16 protein-coding genes and 2 tRNA genes are annotated in these 17,124 nt (G+C 52.6%); 15 read left to right on the forward strand and 3 right to left on the reverse strand.

The window, feature by feature from the left end:
* Positions 1 to 13 precede the first annotated feature (13 nt).
* Positions 14 to 427: a DsrE/DsrF/DrsH-like family protein gene (locus ASAC_RS05935; RefSeq protein WP_013267089.1), complete on the reverse strand. Its 414-nt coding sequence runs from the start codon at positions 425 to 427 to the stop codon at positions 14 to 16.
* A 152-nt stretch (positions 428 to 579) separates the two neighbouring features.
* On the opposite strand from ASAC_RS05935, the gene ASAC_RS05940 reads away from it, so the two are divergent.
* The 9 genes from ASAC_RS05940 (at position 580) to ASAC_RS05980 (ending at position 10,543) form a co-directional block, all read left to right on the forward strand.
* The gene (locus ASAC_RS05940) at positions 580 to 1,005 is read left to right on the forward strand and encodes an AAA-associated domain-containing protein (RefSeq protein ID WP_048812858.1); all 426 of its coding nucleotides are present in this window, start codon (positions 580 to 582) and stop codon (positions 1,003 to 1,005) included.
* A gap of 166 nt (positions 1,006 to 1,171) precedes the next feature.
* Positions 1,172 to 1,275: transfer RNA gene (locus ASAC_RS05945), tRNA-Lys, on the forward strand.
* Between the two features lie 164 nt (positions 1,276 to 1,439).
* Positions 1,440 to 1,691, forward strand: coding sequence for a DNA-directed RNA polymerase subunit H (locus ASAC_RS05950; protein WP_048812859.1), 252 nt, complete (start codon positions 1,440 to 1,442; stop codon positions 1,689 to 1,691).
* 13 nt (positions 1,692 to 1,704) lie between these two features.
* On the forward strand, positions 1,705 to 5,235 hold the full coding sequence (locus ASAC_RS05955; protein ID WP_048813021.1) for a DNA-directed RNA polymerase subunit B: 3,531 nt from the start codon (positions 1,705 to 1,707) through the stop codon (positions 5,233 to 5,235).
* 11 nt (positions 5,236 to 5,246) lie between these two features.
* Positions 5,247 to 7,916, forward strand: coding sequence for a DNA-directed RNA polymerase subunit A' (gene rpoA1, locus ASAC_RS05960; protein ID WP_013267093.1), 2,670 nt, complete (start codon positions 5,247 to 5,249; stop codon positions 7,914 to 7,916).
* Positions 7,917 to 7,993: 77 nt separating this feature from the next.
* On the forward strand, positions 7,994 to 9,253 hold the full coding sequence (rpoA2, locus tag ASAC_RS05965; protein ID WP_052296733.1) for a DNA-directed RNA polymerase subunit A'': 1,260 nt from the start codon (positions 7,994 to 7,996) through the stop codon (positions 9,251 to 9,253).
* 10 nt (positions 9,254 to 9,263) lie between these two features.
* The gene (locus tag ASAC_RS05970; RefSeq protein ID WP_013267095.1) at positions 9,264 to 9,578 is read left to right on the forward strand and encodes a 50S ribosomal protein L30e; all 315 of its coding nucleotides are present in this window, start codon (positions 9,264 to 9,266) and stop codon (positions 9,576 to 9,578) included.
* Positions 9,579 to 9,600: 22 nt separating this feature from the next.
* Positions 9,601 to 10,053: a NusA-like transcription termination signal-binding factor gene (locus tag ASAC_RS05975; protein ID WP_013267096.1), complete on the forward strand. Its 453-nt coding sequence runs from the start codon at positions 9,601 to 9,603 to the stop codon at positions 10,051 to 10,053.
* Positions 10,054 to 10,105: 52 nt separating this feature from the next.
* Positions 10,106 to 10,543, forward strand: coding sequence for a 30S ribosomal protein S12 (locus ASAC_RS05980; RefSeq protein ID WP_013267097.1), 438 nt, complete (start codon positions 10,106 to 10,108; stop codon positions 10,541 to 10,543).
* A 230-nt stretch (positions 10,544 to 10,773) separates the two neighbouring features.
* On the opposite strand, the gene ASAC_RS05985 is transcribed toward ASAC_RS05980, so the two are convergent.
* Positions 10,774 to 11,265, reverse strand: coding sequence for a bifunctional nuclease family protein (locus tag ASAC_RS05985; RefSeq protein ID WP_013267098.1), 492 nt, complete (start codon positions 11,263 to 11,265; stop codon positions 10,774 to 10,776).
* A gap of 126 nt (positions 11,266 to 11,391) precedes the next feature.
* Here ASAC_RS05985 and ASAC_RS05990 point away from each other — a divergent pair, with 126 nt between their 5' ends.
* The 6 genes from ASAC_RS05990 to ASAC_RS06015 all read left to right on the forward strand — a co-directional run bounded on the left by ASAC_RS05990 (position 11,392) and on the right by ASAC_RS06015 (position 16,225).
* Positions 11,392 to 12,003 carry a 30S ribosomal protein S7 gene (locus ASAC_RS05990; RefSeq protein ID WP_013267099.1) on the forward strand — a complete coding sequence of 204 codons (612 nt, stop codon included), beginning with the start codon at positions 11,392 to 11,394 and terminating at the stop codon, positions 12,001 to 12,003.
* A 91-nt stretch (positions 12,004 to 12,094) separates the two neighbouring features.
* Positions 12,095 to 13,408, forward strand: a complete 1,314-nt coding sequence (gene tuf / locus ASAC_RS05995) for a translation elongation factor EF-1 subunit alpha (RefSeq protein ID WP_148217186.1) — start codon at positions 12,095 to 12,097, stop codon at positions 13,406 to 13,408.
* 27 nt (positions 13,409 to 13,435) lie between these two features.
* Entirely contained in the window at positions 13,436 to 13,747 is a 312-nt protein-coding gene (gene rpsJ / locus ASAC_RS06000) for a 30S ribosomal protein S10 (protein WP_013267101.1), read from the forward strand.
* Positions 13,748 to 13,908: 161 nt separating this feature from the next.
* Positions 13,909 to 13,994: transfer RNA gene (locus ASAC_RS06005), tRNA-Ser, on the forward strand.
* A gap of 82 nt (positions 13,995 to 14,076) precedes the next feature.
* Positions 14,077 to 15,900: an ATP-dependent DNA ligase gene (locus ASAC_RS06010; protein ID WP_013267102.1), complete on the forward strand. Its 1,824-nt coding sequence runs from the start codon at positions 14,077 to 14,079 to the stop codon at positions 15,898 to 15,900.
* Between the two features lie 28 nt (positions 15,901 to 15,928).
* A complete protein-coding gene (locus ASAC_RS06015; RefSeq protein ID WP_158303797.1) occupies positions 15,929 to 16,225 on the forward strand; it encodes a ribonuclease P protein component 4 in 297 nt (98 codons plus the stop codon).
* On the opposite strand, the gene ASAC_RS06020 is transcribed toward ASAC_RS06015, so the two are convergent.
* The gene (locus tag ASAC_RS06020; RefSeq protein ID WP_013267104.1) at positions 16,222 to 17,025 is read right to left on the reverse strand and encodes an SDR family NAD(P)-dependent oxidoreductase; all 804 of its coding nucleotides are present in this window, start codon (positions 17,023 to 17,025) and stop codon (positions 16,222 to 16,224) included. The genes ASAC_RS06015 and ASAC_RS06020 overlap by 4 nt on opposite strands.
* Positions 17,026 to 17,124 lie beyond the last annotated feature (99 nt).

The raw sequence follows: 17,124 nt of genomic DNA on the forward strand, positions 1-17,124 counted from the left end.
AGGCCCCACCAGCTCATATGAAGATAACCTGCCCGCCCTCGGCCTCCTGCAGGAAGGTTGCCACGCCAACCACGTCATCAATAAGGCTTGGGTCAAAGTCCTCCTTCTTAAGGCCCATCACTTGCGACATCATGCTGCATGCATAGATCTTGGCGCCCATGTTCTTGGCCTCCTTAAGCATGTCAAGCCAGCTTGGCACGTTATTCATCTGCATGCCTTTAGCCAACTCTGGCACCATAGCTTCGAACTCCTTGGGCCAGGTGGGCTGAGCTGGCTTCTTGAGGAACCTCAGCAGCGCCCAGCCCGTCACAAAAACCCTGACTTCATAACCTAGGGCAGCGGCCCCCTGTGATATGACCCCAAGGGGTATAAGCTTATCCTCCGTTCCCGAGAACACAATAATCGAGAGCTTACTCAACCTGTTCACCTCTATATAGAGAAAGGGTCCCTGAGATTTAAAAAGTTATGCAGGACGAAGATCTATACATAGGAAAACGTGGCCTTCCTACTGCTAAAAGGCTATAAGTTTGCGCTCAGTAACTTACACATTAGGAATTGGTGAATCATGAAGTGAAAACTTTGCCCCCCGTAACTCTTGACCAGGTGCTAGGGCTAGTGAGGTATATAGCCACCTCAGGAGGAGTCGTTGACTCGTCCAGGTTAGACGAGCTCCTTAACGTTGATATGGACTTATTGCCTCACGTCGTCGACGCAGCGGTCTCCTTGGGCCTCCTGAGGGAGGACAAGGGAAACCTTGTAATAACCAGCGAGGGCAAGAGGGCTGTGGAACTGCAGGGCAGGGAACTCAGGCTGCTGATAAAGTCACTGAGCGATGATGTAGAACCATTTAAGGATATATTTGATGTAATAGGGGATTCTGATTCGATAAGGAGGTCCCAGTTAGAGAGCATCCTAAGGCACTCAGGCTATACAGACATAGAGGCCGCACTCCCAGTATTTGTGGAGTGGCTGGCCTACATGGGGATAACGACCATAGAGGATTAAGGCGTTATTAATGTTGTTCTAGTCCTGTTAGGAGGATCTAATTGCAATGCATAGGCCGTGCATTTATCTACTCTACTATGATCAGGTATAGCATCAACATCATCATTAGAATCGCTGACGAAATTGATCAGATTTAAAAAACTTCTTAGGGACTACGGGCTTTGGTGGGCCCGTAGCTCAGCCAGGATAGAGCGGCGGGCTTTTAACCCGTAGGCCGCGACGCCTAGCCGCGGGCGGAAGTCCCGGGTTCGAATCCCGGCGGGCCCGCCACAGCCCTGAAGGGCTCCTCCATGTTCTACTGTGCAGCGGTCCGAGGGCTTATCCTCATTGGACGATCCATAGTTAGGCGCAAATCTCCTGAGAGACGTTAGCGCTTCAGTTAACTAGATAACCTCGGGGTCCAACCAGAGGCTGTAGGAGGGGTGCTAGGTAGTTTGCCATCTGCTAGACCAGATGAAAGGATACTTAATCACGTACTTGTGCCAAAGCATCGTATACTGAGCATAGAGGAGGCGGTTGAAGTGCTTAATAAGCTTGGCGTTAAGCCGTGGCAGCTTCCGAGGATCAGCGCCAACGACCCCATTATTAAGCTGCTGGGAGGCAAGCCAGGAGATATTGTTGAAATAGAGCGCAACTCGCCCACCGCAGGGAAACACGTAGTTTATAGGGTAGTCGTGTCCTATTGAGTGGGTGAGCTTAATGACGTCTGAGCAACTAACCAAGGATGACCTATGGATCGTATTCAGGCAGTACATACGCGAGACAGGGCTTGCCAGACAGCACCTGGACTCGTATAATGCCTTTGTGACGGAGCGCATGCAAGAGATAGTTGATTCCTTTGGGGAAATAAGGCCTCTTTATAAGCAGGTCAGCAGGAGGAGGGAGGCAGCCCCAGAGGAAGGTCCTGATATAAAGATAGTGCTTGGGAAAATACGCATAGGCGAGCCCCAGGTAAAGGAAGCTGACGGCAACCTGAGACGCAAGGACGTAACGCCCCTAGAGGCAAGGCTCAGGAACTTCACGTACTCTGCTCCTCTCTTCCTTCAGATGAAGCTTGTAGAAAATGGCACCGAGGTCTACAGCGACGAGGTAAAGGTGGGAGACTTCCCCATAATGGTTAAGTCTGTCATCGACCCGCTCTCTAAGGCCAGCTACAGGGAGCTCCTGGAGGCCGGCGAGGACCCTAACGATCCCGGAGGCTACTTCATTATAAATGGCAGCGAGAGGGTAGTGGTGGCTCAGGAGGACCTGGCAGTAAACAGGATAATAGTGGGGGTCTCAACGGCTAACACCGCAAAGATAACGCACAGCGCTAAGACCGTTTCAACAATACTTGGCCTGAGAAGGCAAGTTATAGTAGACAGGATGAGCGACGGATCCCTTGAGGTAAGCATGAGCAGGCTTAACTATAGAATACCATTCATAGTGATGATGAAGGCCCTCGGGCTTGAGAAGGACGCGGAGATAGCGGCCGCAGTTTCGCCAGACCCCGACGTGCAGAGGGAGCTGCTGCCGAGCTTTGAGAAGGTTAGCGCTGCCATAAGGACTAAGGAGGATGCCCTGGAGTTCCTTGGCAACAGGATAGCGACTGGGCAGCCCAGGGAGATAAGGATACAGCGCGCGGAGGAGTTCATAGACACCCAGTTCTTACCCCACATAGGTCTGACGCCCGCCGACAGGCTCGCTAAGGCATACTTCCTCGGTGAGATGGCGAACAGGGTCCTGCAGCTTTACTTAGGCAAGAGGCAGGAGGATGACAAGGATCACCTGGCTAACAAGCGCCTAAGGCTCGCGGGTGATCTCATAGCAGAGATCTTTAGGGACGCATTCCAACAGCTTGCGACCCTGATAGCAAGCGAGCTCGAGGAGTACATAAGCCAGCACAGGAAGGTGAGGGACCTGAGAAGCCTGGTGAGGCCTGATATCATAACTGAGAGGGTGAGGGCTGCCCTGGCGACAGGCAACTGGACCGGCAACAGGACTGGAGTGAGCCAGGCGCTTGACAGGACCAACTGGATGAGCCTGCTCAGCCACCTGAGGAGGGTCATATCACCGCTGAGCAGAGGGGAGTCGAACTTTGAGGCCAGGGACCTGCATGGAACTCACTGGGGAAGGCTTTGCCCGTTCGAGACGCCGGAGGGCATAAACTGTGGCCTGGTCAAGAATTTGGCCATGACGGCCTATATATCGGTTGGCGTTAACGAGCAGCATGTGAAGAACATACTAATGAGCATGGACTTGATACCTCTGGACGATGCAATTAAGGAGATAGCAAGCGGTGAGCCTGAAGCCATAGAGAAGTACACTAACATGGCCAAGGTGTTCCTCAACGGTAAGCCCATAGGCTACGTTCAGGACGGCGCGGAGCTGCGCAGAAAGCTTATAGCTATGAGGAGGTCAGGAAGCTTAAGCTATGAGGTGAGCGTCGCCTACATAGAGCAGGGCGGCATCAAGGAGGTTTACATAAACACCGATGAAGGTAGGTTGATGAGGCCCGTCATAGTTGTCGAGAACGGCAAGCCAAAGCTGACGAAAGAGATGGTCGAGAAGGTTAAGCGCGGCGAGATGTCCTTCTGGGACCTGGTGAGAAACGGCGTTATAGAGTTCCTGGACCCTGACGAGGAGGAGAACGCCTATGTTGCCGAGTCCCCCGAGGAGGTGACCCCTGAGCACACCCACCTGGAGATGTGGACGCCAGGCATATTCAGCGTGGTCACGTCAATAACCCCGTTCTTGGAGCACAACCAGAGCCCGAGGAACACCTACCAGGCGGCCATGGCAAAGCAGGCCCTAGGCCTTTATGCGCTGAACTACCAGTACCGCATGGACAGCCACGCCTACCTGCTTCACTACCCGCAGAAGCCTATAGTTCAGACGAGGTCGCTTGAGGAGATAGGCTATAATGATAGGCCCTCGGGGCAGAACTTCATTGTTGCAATAATGCCCTACATGGGCTACAACATGGAGGACGCAATAATAATGAATAAGACAAGCGTCGATTATGGCCTTGGAAGGGCTCACTTCTTTAGGGTATATACAGTCATGGAAAACACCTATGCTGGTGGCCTTAAGGACACCATAACTGTCCCCTCACCAAAGCTTTATGATCATAAGGGAGATCAGTATTACACCAAGCTAGGTCCAGATGGAATCATAGAGCCTGAGGTTGAGGTTGATGGCGGAGACGTGCTTGTAGGCAGGGAGAGCCCGCCAAGGTTCCTCGGCGAGGAGCGCGTTATGAGCCTAGGAACCTTAACCAAGAGGGACACGAGCGTGCAGCTGAGGTATGGGGAGCACGGCGTAGTAGATACAGTGCTCATAACTCAGACCACCGACAGGAACCTGCTGGTGAAGGTAAAGGTCAGGGACCTGAGGATACCTGAACTTGGCGATAAGTTCGCAAGCAGACATGGACAGAAGGGAGTCGTTGGCATGCTTTACCCCAAGTACGACATGCCTTACACCGAAGACGGCATAGTCCCTGACATTATAATTAACCCGCACGGAATACCTTCACGTATGACCGTGGGACAGATACTTGAGCTCATAACGGGTAAGGCTGCAGCCATGGAAGCTAGGTATGTTGATGGCACACCGTTCTATAAGGATGACGTTGATCAGTATAAGATCATACTAATTAAACATGGTTACAGCCCTGACGGAACAGAAGTTATGTATGACGGCCGTACAGGCCAGCTGCTTGAGACGCCGATTTCCATAGGTGTAGTCTTCTATCAGAGGCTGTACCACATGGTAGCCGACAAGATGCACGCCAGGGCTACAGGTAAGGTGCAGCTCCTCACAAGGCAGCCTACAGAGGGCAAGGCCAGGCAGGGAGGTCTAAGGTTCGGAGAGATGGAGAGGGACTGCCTCGTAGGTCACGGAGCAACCATGCTGCTAAGGGACAGGATGCTCGACGGCAGCGACGCCTACACAATGTATGTCTGCACGCTGTGCGGTCACGTAGCTTGGTACAACAGCAGGAAGAACGTATATGAGTGCCCGATACACGGTGAGAACGGTGACATAAAGCCCGTGAAGGTGCCTTACGCGTTTAAGCTGTTCCTGCAGGAGATCATGAGCATGGGAATTAAGCCCAGGATTGAAGTCTCTGACAGGATCTCGCTCCTGGACAGGATCTCGCAGGCTGGCATGTCTAAGCTAAGCGCCGCCACTAATGGAAACCAGGGTAACAATGACAAGAGTAACGGCAATGGAAGCTCTTCGTGAGGTGACAGGCCATGTCGTACAGCCCGGGCGAGGAGCGCGAGAGGTACACAATTAGCGGCATAAGGTTCAGCCTCCTGAGCCCTCGCGAGATCAGGGAGATGGCCAAGGTAACTGTGATAAGACCAGAGATATACGAGGTTGACGGCTCCCCAGTAATGGGAGGGCTCAGGGACCCGCACTTCGGCGCTATAGAGCCTGGTGAGAGGTGCCCCGTCTGCGGCAACACTAGGCAGGACTGCCCTGGGCACTTCGGTAAAATAGACCTTGCCAGGCCTGTGGTGCTCCCGCACCTTGGAGACAAGATCTACCAGCTGCTGCAGTCAACGTGCAGGAGCTGCGGAAGGATACTTATCCCGCCCCAGAAGGCGGCGTACATGCTAGGCATATATAGGAGGCTCAGGGAGAAGTGGCCACTGCTCGCTGACATATTTGTAGAGGAGGTGATAAAGGAGGCGTCCTCTGCCACCGAGTGCCCGCACTGCGGCGCCAAGCAGTACAAGATAAAGTTCATCAAACCGTATAACTTCTATGAGGTTAGACCTGAGGGCGAGGTAAGGCTAACGCCAAGCGACGTCAGGGAGAGGCTGGAGAAAATACCAGATGATGATGTGGAGCTGTTGGGCTGGGACCCCAAGTCGGCCAGGCCCGAGTGGGCCGTCCTCACTGTGCTGCCCGTGCCACCGCTCTCGGTGAGGCCCTCAATAACTATGGAGAGCGGTTCAAGGGCTGAGGACGACCTGACTCACGCGCTTGCGGAGATAGTTAGACAGAACGAGAGGCTCAAGAACTTCATCTCATCCAGCGCTCCGGAGTCGATGATAGAGGAGGCCTGGCAGGCGCTTCAGAACGTGATAGCGGCATATATAGACAACGAACTGCCGAACATCTACCAGCTCTCGCACAGGGGCAGAAAACAGCTCAAGACGTTGGCACAGAGGCTCAAGGGCAAGGAGGGCAGGCTGAGGGGCAACTTAAACGGCAAGAGGGTTAACTTCTCTTCAAGGACTGTGATATCTCCAGACCCACTGATAAGTATTAACGAGGTAGGCGTCCCAATAGAGGTAGCAAAGATACTGACAGTGCCTATGGTAGTTACGAAGTTCAACATAGAGGAGGCCAGGAAGTACGTCCTGAACGGCCCCTACCAGTGGCCAGGCGCCACCATAGTGTACAAGAAGAGGGAGGGGGTTAAGCTGGACCTGAGGTACCAGCGCAACCTGAGGCAGTTAGCGGAGAGCCTCGAGGTAGGTGATATTGTTGAAAGGCACCTGATAGATGGCGACATAGTGCTCTTCAACAGGCAGCCCAGCCTTCACAGGATGTCAATAATGGGTCATAAGGTAAGGGTTATGCCCGGTAGGACGTTTAGGCTCAACCTACTGGTGTGCGCGCCTTACAACGCCGACTTTGACGGTGACGAGATGAACCTGCACGTGCCAAGGCTCGAGGAGGCCCGCGCGGAGGCCTTGAACCTGCTGCTGGTGGAGAACCACATACTGACCCCGAGATACGGCGGGCCTATAATAGGCGGAAGGCAGGACTACATAAGCGGCGCGTATCTGCTCACCGTTAAAACTACATTGTTTGATAGAGAAGCCGTGGGCAGGCTGTTAGCAGCGGCGAGTTACAGCGGCGAGCTGCCGGAGCCAGCAATACTTAAGCCAAGGCCTCTGTGGACTGGCAAGCAGCTGGTCAGCCTCTTCCTGCCAAGCGACTTCAACTTCAGCGGCCGGGCGAAGATAAACGCTGGGGACCTCAAGTGTGACGGAGAAGACTGCTTCTTCGACTCATATGTAGTGATAAGGAGAGGGAGGCTCCTGGAGGGCGTGTTCGACAAGAACACCATAGGTGCTGAGCAGCCGGAGAGCGTGCTCCACTACATAGCGTTGGAGTATGGCAACGCAGCCGCAAGGCAGTTGCTTGACACCATGTATAGGATGTTCATAAGAATGCTGGAGCTCAGGGGCTTCAGCATATCGATAAGCGACATAGAGATACCTAAGGAGGCCAGAGACAAGATAGCTAAGATGACCGAGGAGGCTAAGGAGGACGTCATGAAGTTAATAGAGCAGTATAGGAACGGAACTCTTGAGATAATACCTGGCAGGACCCTCGAGGAGAGCCTGGAGCTCAAGATAATCCAGAGGCTCCAGAAGCTGAGGGACGACGCTGGTAAGACAGCTATAGGCTATATGAACCCATTCAACAACGCCTTCATAATGGCCAGGACAGGGGCCAGGGGAAGTGACATTAACATAACACAGATGGCCGCTATGCTGGGCCAGCAGACGGTGAGAGGGAGAAGAATAGTAAGGGGCTTCAGGACCCGCACGCTGCCGCACTTCAGGCCAGGCGACCTCTCGCCAGAGGCGAGGGGCTTCGTTGTTAGCAACTTCAGGGACGGGCTGAAACCACACGAGGTGTTCTTCCACGCGGCAGGCGGCAGGGAGGGCCTGGTGGACACAGCGCTGAAGACCTCACAGAGCGGCTATATGCAGAGGAGGCTGATAAACGCCCTGCAGGACCTCCACGTTGCATATGACGGCACCGTGAGGGACTCGCAGGATAATATAATTCAGTTCAGATACGGCGAGGACGGCGTGGATCCACAGAAGACCTATCATGGCAAGGCAGTAAATGTGGACAGGCTTATTGAAAAGGTTAAGCAAGGGGGTGCATGAAGGTGGCCAAGAGAACATCGGACGAGGGGAGAAGGGTGAGGTCTAGGAAGACCAAGAAGGAAGCGGAGGCCTCCGAGATGGAGCTTGGAGAGACGCTTAAGAGAAAGCTTGACGCTGCTAAGTCGCTGCTGCCTCCAAGCTTATATGATGAGCTCTACAGCAAAGTGGTCGAGAGCCAGGAGCTGAGCGCCGAACAAAAGATTAAGGTTATAGAGGATGCCGTGAGAGCCTATATCTCGTCAATGGTTCAGCCAGGTGAAGCTGTCGGCGTGGTAACAGCCCAGTCCATAGGGGAGCCAGGAACTCAGATGACGCTGAGAACCTTCCACTATGCGGGCCTCATGGAGTTCGACGTTACCTTAGGACTTCCAAGGCTCATAGAGATAGTTGACGCCAGGCACGAGCCCTCGACACCTATGATGAAGATTTACCTTGAAGAAAAGTATGCTGACAACCTGGAGATGGCGCGTAAGATAGCGAGGGAGATAGAGTATACCACGATAGGCAACATAGTTGATGAAATAAGCTACACATTGGGCGACAGGACCTTCATAGTTAAGTTAGATCCAGACATGGTAACCGACAGGGGGCTCACCGAAGACGAGATAATGGAGGCCTTCGAGCGGCTTAAACTGGGCGACGTGGGCAAGGGCGAAGATGAGTATACAGTAGTGCTTAATGTCAGCGAGAGCGTGTTACCTGACGACGCGCTTTATGACCTTCGTAGTTACTCTGAGATAGTATCAAAGATAAAGAAGGGCTACGTGAGAGGGATAAAAGGCATCAAAAGGACAATAATACAGGAGCATACAGATGAAAAGACTGGTAAGCATGAGTACGTCATAATAGCCGAGGGCAGCAACTTAGCCGAAGTCATGAGGGTGGACGGAGTGGACGCCACAAGAGTGGAGACTAACAACATATACGAAATAGCGGATGTTTTAGGCATTGAGGCCGCCAGGAACTCTATAATAAAAGAAATAATGGACGTGCTGCAGAGCTCAGGCCTAGACGTTGACATCAGGCACGTCATGCTAGTGGCCGACATAATGACGTGGACAGGCAAGATAAGGCAGATAGGCAGGTTGGGAGTTGTAGGTGAGAAGCCCAGCGTCATAGCTCGCGCAGCATTTGAAGTGACGGTTAACCAGCTTTATAACGCGGCGGTCAAAGGCGAGGAGGAGAAGTTCAGCGGCGTCACGGAGAGCATAGTGGCAGGGCTACCTCCCAGGGTTGGCACCGGCATAGTGATGTTATCGGTAGGCATCAACGCTCTTAAATCTCTGCAACCTAAGGTAAGCCAGCAGGAAGAGCCAAGTAAGACAGGGCAGGAGTGAGGTGACCTAGGTGTCAGAGGCGCTGTTTGAGAGGGAACTTAAGGCGGCGGCCAAGAGCGGGAAGCTAAGCTTAGGAGCTCGCAGGGCGCTGAAGCTGCTTCTTAAGAATCAGGCTAAAGGCATCATAGTTGCTGATAACGCTCCGCCAGACGTCAGAAAGAATATAGAGTCCTTGGCCAATATAAATGGTGTTCCATTGTACGTCTACAAGGGAACGTCAGCGGACCTGGGCTCACTCATAGGAAAGCCATTCAAGGTCTCAGTAATAGCAGTTCTAAACCCTGGCGACTCGAGGATCCTTGACGTTCTCTCAGAGGGCAGGTAAAGGCAGGTAAGGGGAGGTTGGGGTGGCGCAGTCCGACGCTAACTCTAAGGGAGACAGGATAGGACTTGAGGAACTGCGCTTCATATCGCTCTTTCAGGATATCACAGGGGCCATGGTTTACAGGGCGATAGAGGACGCCGAGGGCAACAGGATATTCTATTTAGTCGATAAGAATGACATAGGGAAAGCCATAGGAAAGGATGGAAGAAACGTGAAGACCTTGTCTAGAATATTGAACAAGAACGTTGAAGTTGTCGAGTATTCTGCGGATCTCGAATCAATGGTTAGAAACCTCTTTCCCGGTGTAACGGTACTTAAGGTGGACGTAGTTGATAAGAACGATGGCAAGGTTGTTTACGTTAAGGTTAAGGATGACGAGAAAGGCAAGGCCATCGGAAGGGACGGCAGAAACGTCAAGAGAGCAAGGATAATTCTGACCAAGCTCTTTAATGTGGACAAGGTGGTCATCAGGTAACTGATGGAAGTTTTTAAATTCATGCCTGGAGCAGAGTGAGGGGATTAACGGAATGCCAGAGGGGCCGAATGGGCTGTTCGCGGCGCGCAAGCTCAGGAAGAGCAGGCTCAAGTTCAAGTGGGCCAAGAGCGAGTTCAAGATAAGGATGCTGAAGCTCAAGGAAAAGTATGATCCGCTCGAGGGCTCACCCATGGCTAGAGGAATAGTGCTTGAGAAGGTAGGTATACCCTCAAGGCAGCCCAACGCCGCGCTGCGTAAGTGCGTTAGGGTTCAGCTGGTCAAGAACAAGAAGGTAGTGACGGCATTCGTGCCTAAGGACGGAGGCATACTATATATAGACGAGCATGACGAAGTTATAATTGAGGGTATAGGAGGCCCTAAGGGCAGGGCTATGGGCGACATACCTGGAGTGAAGTATAAGGTAATAGCTGTTAACGGAGTTTCCCTGGACGCTCTGTGGAAAGGTAAGAAGCAGAAGGTTAAGAGATGAGCAGTCGCCGCTTCTTAACTGCCTTATGGTTTATGGTTCTAAGATTATCTATGATATAAGTTAATTATATGGTCGCCATCTAAGTTCATGGCCTTTTATATAATGTGGCCTGGCACTCTTTAGTTCACGCGTTAACCTAGTCCCCTTGGCTAGAGCTCTTATTAGCCTATGTTTACGGTTTTCACTCGTATAGAAGGAGAGCGCCGCACTAAGGGCTAACGCGCAGACAGCTAAGGCTGATCCCCTTCCTCGCCCTCACCACTCTCGCTGCTCCACCACTTTTCCATATCGACAAGCTTTTTACTAACAAATATGGGTTTATCACTTATAAGTGCTAGATATACTGCATGGCTGGGTATCATTTTAACGCTTATGCTTATGCCTCCGTCCTCGAATTCCACTGTTGCTGTGTAAACTCCGGTGTCAACCTCAAATTCATCTATTACGACTCTCTTTAAGGTCTTTCTCAGCATCTCCTTAAAGTCCTCGTGGGACGATAGGAAAGTGTATATACTCTGTCTCCTGGGCGGCACGTCACTGTCATTTATGAGCTTTATAGCTTCAGCTACATCCATGGGTATGTTAACCATCGTAAACTCCTCGTCATTCTCAAGCAGCAACGAGAGTCCCACCACGTAGGCCCCGGCTCCGCTGTTGACGTCCCGCAGAAGCTTGTAGAATGGTTGGACGTACTTGACTTTTAGCAGCTCGTCCTCTGGCAATGCTTAAGCGCCCCTTACACTACTAGCCTCTAAGGCTCTTAAGTCCATCTTCACTGACTTGACAAGCATTTATAGTCTTGAAGTTCGCTTAAAAACTACAGCCGTAAAGGTGTAAGGGGTGCAGCCATGGCAGAGCAGGTGAAGCTCCCAGAGCTCTCTGAGGTGGGCAATCTAGGTGCAATAAGGCTCTTCGGCAAGTGGAGCTGGGAGGGAGTTGAGGTAAGGGATCCAAGCCTCAAAAAGTACATAAGCCTAAGGCCCGTCGTGCTCCCCCACACAGGAGGGAGGCACGAGCACAGGAGGTTTGGCAAGGCTGAGGTGCCCATAGTAGAAAGGCTCATAAACAGGCTGATGCAGCCGGGCAGGAACGGCGGCAAGAAGGCTCTGGCCTACAACATAGTTAAGGCTGCCTTTGAAATCATAAACCTGGAGACGGGGGAGAACCCCATTCAGGTGCTTGTCCGTGCTATAGAGAATGCCGCGCCGAGGGAGGAGACCACGAGGATAATGTACGGTGGAATAGTCTATAGGGTCTCAGTGGACGTCTCAGCCCAGAGGAGGGTGGACCTGGCCCTCAGGTTCATGGCTGAGGGGGCCAGGCTTTGCGCCTTTGGGTCCTCCAAGACTATAGAGGAGTGCCTAGCCGCTGAAATAATAGCTGCGTCGAAGGGAGACCCCTCAAGCTACGCCATAAAGCAGAAGGAGGAGATAGAGAGGATAGCCCTCAGCTCAAGGTAAACTCCTCTCCTTCGTTCCACATCAAGACCTTCAGCTGCATTTTTAAATCCCTCACACTTCACTAATTGCAGGCGGAATGAAGAGGTGAACCATAGTGCCCGAGAAGCCACACCTTAACCTAGTCGTGATAGGGCACATAGATCACGGTAAGAGCACGCTCACCGGTAGCCTGCTTTACAGGCTTGGGGTCATAGACCCCAAGATAATGCAGCAGCTTGAGGAGCAGGCCAAGGCCGCTGGAAAGGAGTCGTTCAAGTTTGCCTGGCTGCTGGATAAGATGAAGGAGGAGAGGGAGAGGGGTATAACAATAGACCTCTCCTTCATGAAGTTCGAGACTAAGAAGTACTACTTCACAATTATCGACGCCCCAGGCCACAGGGACTTCGTGAAGAACATGATAACCGGCGCCAGCCAGGCGGACGCAGCGCTGCTGGTGATCTCATCTAGAAAGGGAGAGTTTGAGGCGGGAATGAGCGCAGAGGGCCAGACCAGGGAGCACGCCCTCCTGGCCAAGACCTTGGGCATCGAACAGCTGATAGTAGTCGTAAACAAGATGGATGCCCCTGACGTCAACTACAGCCAGCAGAGGTACGAGGAGATAGTAAATACCATGAAGAAGTTCCTGAAGGGGCTTGGCTACAACGTTGACGCCATACCGTTCGTGCCTGTCAGTGCGTGGACTGGCGAGAACCTAATAGAGAGAAGCCCCAACATGCCGTGGTACAAGGGACCAACGCTCGTGGAGGCCCTCGATAACTTAAAGGTTCCACCAAAGCCCGTTGACAAGCCTCTGAGGCTGCCAGTGCAGAGCGTGCTAAGCATCCCCGGCGCAGGCACCGTAGTGACGGGCAGGGTTGAGACGGGCGTGCTCAAGCCAGGAGACAAGGTAATAGTGATGCCTGAGGGCGTAGTGGCCGACGTCAAGAGCATACAGATGCACTACCAGGACCTGCAGCAGGCGGAGCCTGGAGACAACGTGGGAGTTGCGCTGAGGGGCGTTGAGAAGAACCAGGTCAAGAGAGGTGACGTGATAGGCAAGACTGACAACCCACCCACCGTGGCTGAGGAGTTCACGGCAAGGGTAGTGGTGGTCTGGCACCCAAGCGCTATAGCAGTTGGCTACACTCCAGTGATTCACGTCCACACGGCTTCGGTGGCCTGCAGGATAACCGAGATAGTCGCTAAGCTAGACCCAAGGACTGGAAACCCGATAGAGCAGAACCCACAGTTCATAAAGGCTGGTGACACCGCCATAGTTAAGTTCAAGCCAATAAAGCCGCTGGTCATCGAGAAGTTCGGTGAATTCCCACAGCTCGGCCGCTTCGCTATGAGAGATATGGGTAGGACCATAGGCATCGGAATAGTTACAGATATAAAGCCTGCCAAGATAGAGGTTAAGAAGTGAAGCTAACGGCTCAAGCGGTGCCTCACAATGGCATTTAACGTCAGAATATGGCTATGGAGCACTAATGCAAAGAGCCTAGAGCAAGTAGTGGCGCAAATAAAGGACATAGCTCAGAAGACAGGAGTTCCCATGAGAGGACCCATACCGCTGCCTACTAAGAGACTAGAGGTTCCTATCTTCAGGCTCCCACACGGCGAGGGCAGCAAGCACTGGGAGCACTGGGAGATGAGAATACACAAGAGACTCATTGACATAGAAGCTGACGAGAGGGTCTTAAAGAAGCTCATGAGGATACAGGTACCGAGTGACGTCTACATAGAGATAAAGTCCGGCAGATGATTTATTATCTTTTCAAGTAGTGATATATGAAGTTCCTTTTTAGAGTTAAGGCATTCGGAGCTCCATAAGCCATTTCATTAGCTGTGCGCGATTTTGCGTCGCGAGCCTCTGCCCGGATGCAAATAGCTTTTTAGAACCCCTTCTTCATTAAGCTATCTGGCGCCGGGGTGCCCGAGCGGCCCAAGGGGACGGGCTTGAGACCCGTTGCTCCACAAGGGGCGCGTGGGTTCAAATCCCACCCCCGGCGTTCCCTTAGTTATTACATGACACGTTTAGGTGCTCGCTTCTCTGCGTTTTAACTCCGAGCGGCTTATACTATATTGGGATAAATGTTGCCCTCAGACATGATGTTCGAGGACATAGCTAACACGTTCAGCTCAATGGAGGGCATAACTTCAAGGATTCAGCTCACCCAGCTCTTGGCAGGCCTGCTGAAGAGAACTCCCGCTGACGTTATAGATAAGGTCGTTTACATGATACAGAGCAAACTGGGCCCTGACTGGAAGGGCATACCCGAGCTAGGGGTAGGCGATAAGCTCCTGGTGCAGGCCATAGCTTTGGCTTATGGCAAGAGCGAGGGCGACGTCCAGAAGCTTGTGGACAAGCTTGGGGACCCAGGGAAGGTGGCCGAGCAGCTGGCCCAGACCGGCGGTCACCTGAAGAGCAACCTGCTGACCTTTATGGGGGGCGGCTCCTCGCAGCTGACCGTCAGCAGAGTCTTCGACTCATTCATGAAAATAGCCTACGCTACGGGGGAGAGCAGCAGAGACCTTAAACTGAAGACGCTGGCGGGTCTCCTGAAGGACGCCAAACCGATAGAGGCAAGATATATAGTCAGGTTCGTTGAGGGCAGGCTAAGGCTTGGCATAGGTGACGCGACAATACTGGACGCCCTTGCAGTGGCATACGGAGGCTCCTCGGCCGTGAGGGACTTAATAGAAAGGGCGTACAACCTAAGGGCTGACCTGGGGGAAATAGCCAAGATAGTGGCGACGCAGGGCGTTGAGGCCCTCAAGGGCCTCAAGCCAGAGGTTGGCACGCCTATAAGGCCTATGTTGGCTGAGAGGGCTAACGATGTTAAGGAGATACTGGCTAAGGTAGGCGGTAAGGCCTATGTTGAGTATAAATACGATGGTGAAAGGGGCCAGATACATAAGGATGGTGATAAGATAAAGATATTCTCCAGAAGGCTTGAGGACATAACTCCTATGTACCCTGATATAGCTGATGGCGTGAGGGAGGCCATCAAGGCCAAGAAGGCGATAGTTGAAGGAGAGATAGTAGCCATAGATCCAGACACGGGTGAGCTCAGGCCATTCCAGGAGCTGATGCAGAGGAGAAGAAAGTATGATATAGAGAAGATGATGAAAGAAATACCGACTAGGTTGTTCCTCTTTGACATAATAATGAAGGACGATGAGGATCTAACTACCAGGCCCCTGCCCTACAGGAGGAAGGTCCTCGAGTCAATACTTGAACCGAACGACCGGGTTGTCATGAGCAATTACATAGCGAGCTCCGACCCTGACGAGATAATGAACTTCTTCCTTCAGGCAATAGCTGACGGCGCTGAGGGAGTTATGATAAAGGCTATACATGATGAGAGCGTCTACAGGGCGGGCGTGAGAGGCTGGCTTTGGGTTAAGCTGAAGCGCGACTACAGGAGCGAGATGTCGGACACTGTGGACCTAGTCGCTGTTGGAGCCTTCTATGGTAAGGGCAAGCGCGGCGGCAAGCTTGGCACGCTGCTGTTAGCCGCTTATGATCCTAACAATGACGTCTTTAAGACAGTGTGCAAGGTAGGAAGCGGCTTTACCGATGAGGATATAAATAACATGTACGACCTGTTCAAGCCATATATAATAGACCACAGGCATCCCAGGGTAGTGTCAAACCTTGACGCTGACGTCTGGTTCGAGCCGGTTAAGGTTGCAGAGGTAATAGGCGCTGAGCTCACCCTCTCCCCAGCTCACACGTGCTGTATGGACGCCGTGAGGAAAGGAGCTGGCATCTCAATAAGGTTCCCAAGGTTTATAAGGTGGAGGGACGACAAAGGTCCAGAGGACGCCACGACCGAGCAAGAGCTATTGGAGATGTACAAGAGGCAGTTGAAGAAAATTGAAGAGAAGCCACAGCCGGAGGGCGAGGCCTAATAGGGCTGAGCTGGTGTTAGAGGATATTATGAGGCTGTCTCAGTTCTCCTTTAGCGCCGCCCAAGAAGGTGACTTCGATCTATCGTCGAGAGTTAATGAGCTCATAATTAGGATATCCCAGATGACAAGGGTTAGGCTGCCGCCTGAGATAAAGAGGACCTACTGCAAGAGGTGTAAGGTGTCGCTCATACCGGGCGTGACCCTCTCAGTGAGAGTAAGGTCGCAGGGAAGGCAAAAGTATGTAGTAAGAAGGTGCCTGGTGTGCGGCTATATACATAGGATGCCCCTGGGCCGCCAGAGCGGCGGCAAGGAGCCTGCGGCCTAAGTCATCCCAACGCCGAGGGACGCCCCTGCGTCAACTACTATAACTTGGCCCGTGACCCCGCTGGCCTCAGGGCTTGCTAAGAAGGCCACTACGGAGGCCACTTCTTCAGGAGTCACCAGCCTGTGAGGGGGTATCCTGCTCAGGTATCTGTCTAGGCTTCCGGCCCTCCCGGTTTTCTTGTCCAGCCACTCGAAGTAACTAAGTCCCAGCCTAGTGTTCACAAAGCCTGGAGCGACTACGTTGACAGTTATGTTATACTTTATGAGCTCTATTGCGAGGGACTTGGCTAACCCTATGAGCCCTGCCTTGGCAGCCGAGTAGGCTGTTAAAAAGTCCAGGCCATAAATGCCGGCCACGCTTGATATGAAGACGACCCTCCCCCATTCCTTAGATATCATATCTTTCAGGACCTCCCTAGTTATAAGGTATGGGCCTGTTAAGTCGTAGTTTATCTGTGCATGCCATGACTCGGGGTTCATGTCAAGGAATTCAGAGGCATACCCTACGCCTGCGTTATTAACCAGGATGTCTATGCCGCCAAGCTCCCTTCTCGCCTGCTCCACAGCAGATTTTATGTCATCCGGAGAGCCCAGGTTCATCCTTATTGCAATGGAGGGAACGCCCATCTGCCTAATCTCTTCCAGCGTCTTCTCAGCTTCATCGGCGGCCTTCCTGTAAGTTATAGCCACGCTGGCGCCCATGGAGGCCAGCCTAATAGCTATGGCCTTTCCTATGCCCCTATCGCCTCCAGTGACAAGGGCTACCTTGCCTTTGAGCTGAGCAGGGCGGTCAGAAGCCATGCACTCACCATCCCCCGTTAGGGGTCTGTTCCCGAGTTCCAGATCATCCCTAATCCAAGGGAGCGCCTTTGAGATTATAAACGCTGCTAGCCCGAGCGC

It is taken from the genome of Acidilobus saccharovorans 345-15 (genome assembly GCF_000144915.1).
Taxonomy (GTDB): domain Archaea; phylum Thermoproteota; class Thermoprotei_A; order Sulfolobales; family Acidilobaceae; genus Acidilobus; species Acidilobus saccharovorans.

Coding starts and splice junctions, on each gene's coding strand:
- ASAC_RS05955 (WP_048813021.1), top strand. CDS start 1,705: ATGACGTCTGAGCAACTAACCAAGGATGACCTATGGATCGTATTCAGG.
- rpoA1 (WP_013267093.1), top strand. CDS start 5,247: ATGTCGTACAGCCCGGGCGAGGAGCGCGAGAGGTACACAATTAGCGGC.
- rpoA2 (WP_052296733.1), top strand. CDS start 7,994: ATGGAGCTTGGAGAGACGCTTAAGAGAAAGCTTGACGCTGCTAAGTCG.
- ASAC_RS05980 (WP_013267097.1), top strand. CDS start 10,106: ATGCCAGAGGGGCCGAATGGGCTGTTCGCGGCGCGCAAGCTCAGGAAG.
- ASAC_RS05990 (WP_013267099.1), top strand. CDS start 11,392: ATGGCAGAGCAGGTGAAGCTCCCAGAGCTCTCTGAGGTGGGCAATCTA.
- rpsJ (WP_013267101.1), top strand. CDS start 13,436: ATGGCATTTAACGTCAGAATATGGCTATGGAGCACTAATGCAAAGAGC.
- ASAC_RS06010 (WP_013267102.1), top strand. CDS start 14,077: ATGTTGCCCTCAGACATGATGTTCGAGGACATAGCTAACACGTTCAGC.
- ASAC_RS06015 (WP_158303797.1), top strand. CDS start 15,929: ATGAGGCTGTCTCAGTTCTCCTTTAGCGCCGCCCAAGAAGGTGACTTC.
- ASAC_RS06020 (WP_013267104.1), bottom strand. CDS start 17,025: ATGGCTTCTGACCGCCCTGCTCAGCTCAAAGGCAAGGTAGCCCTTGTC.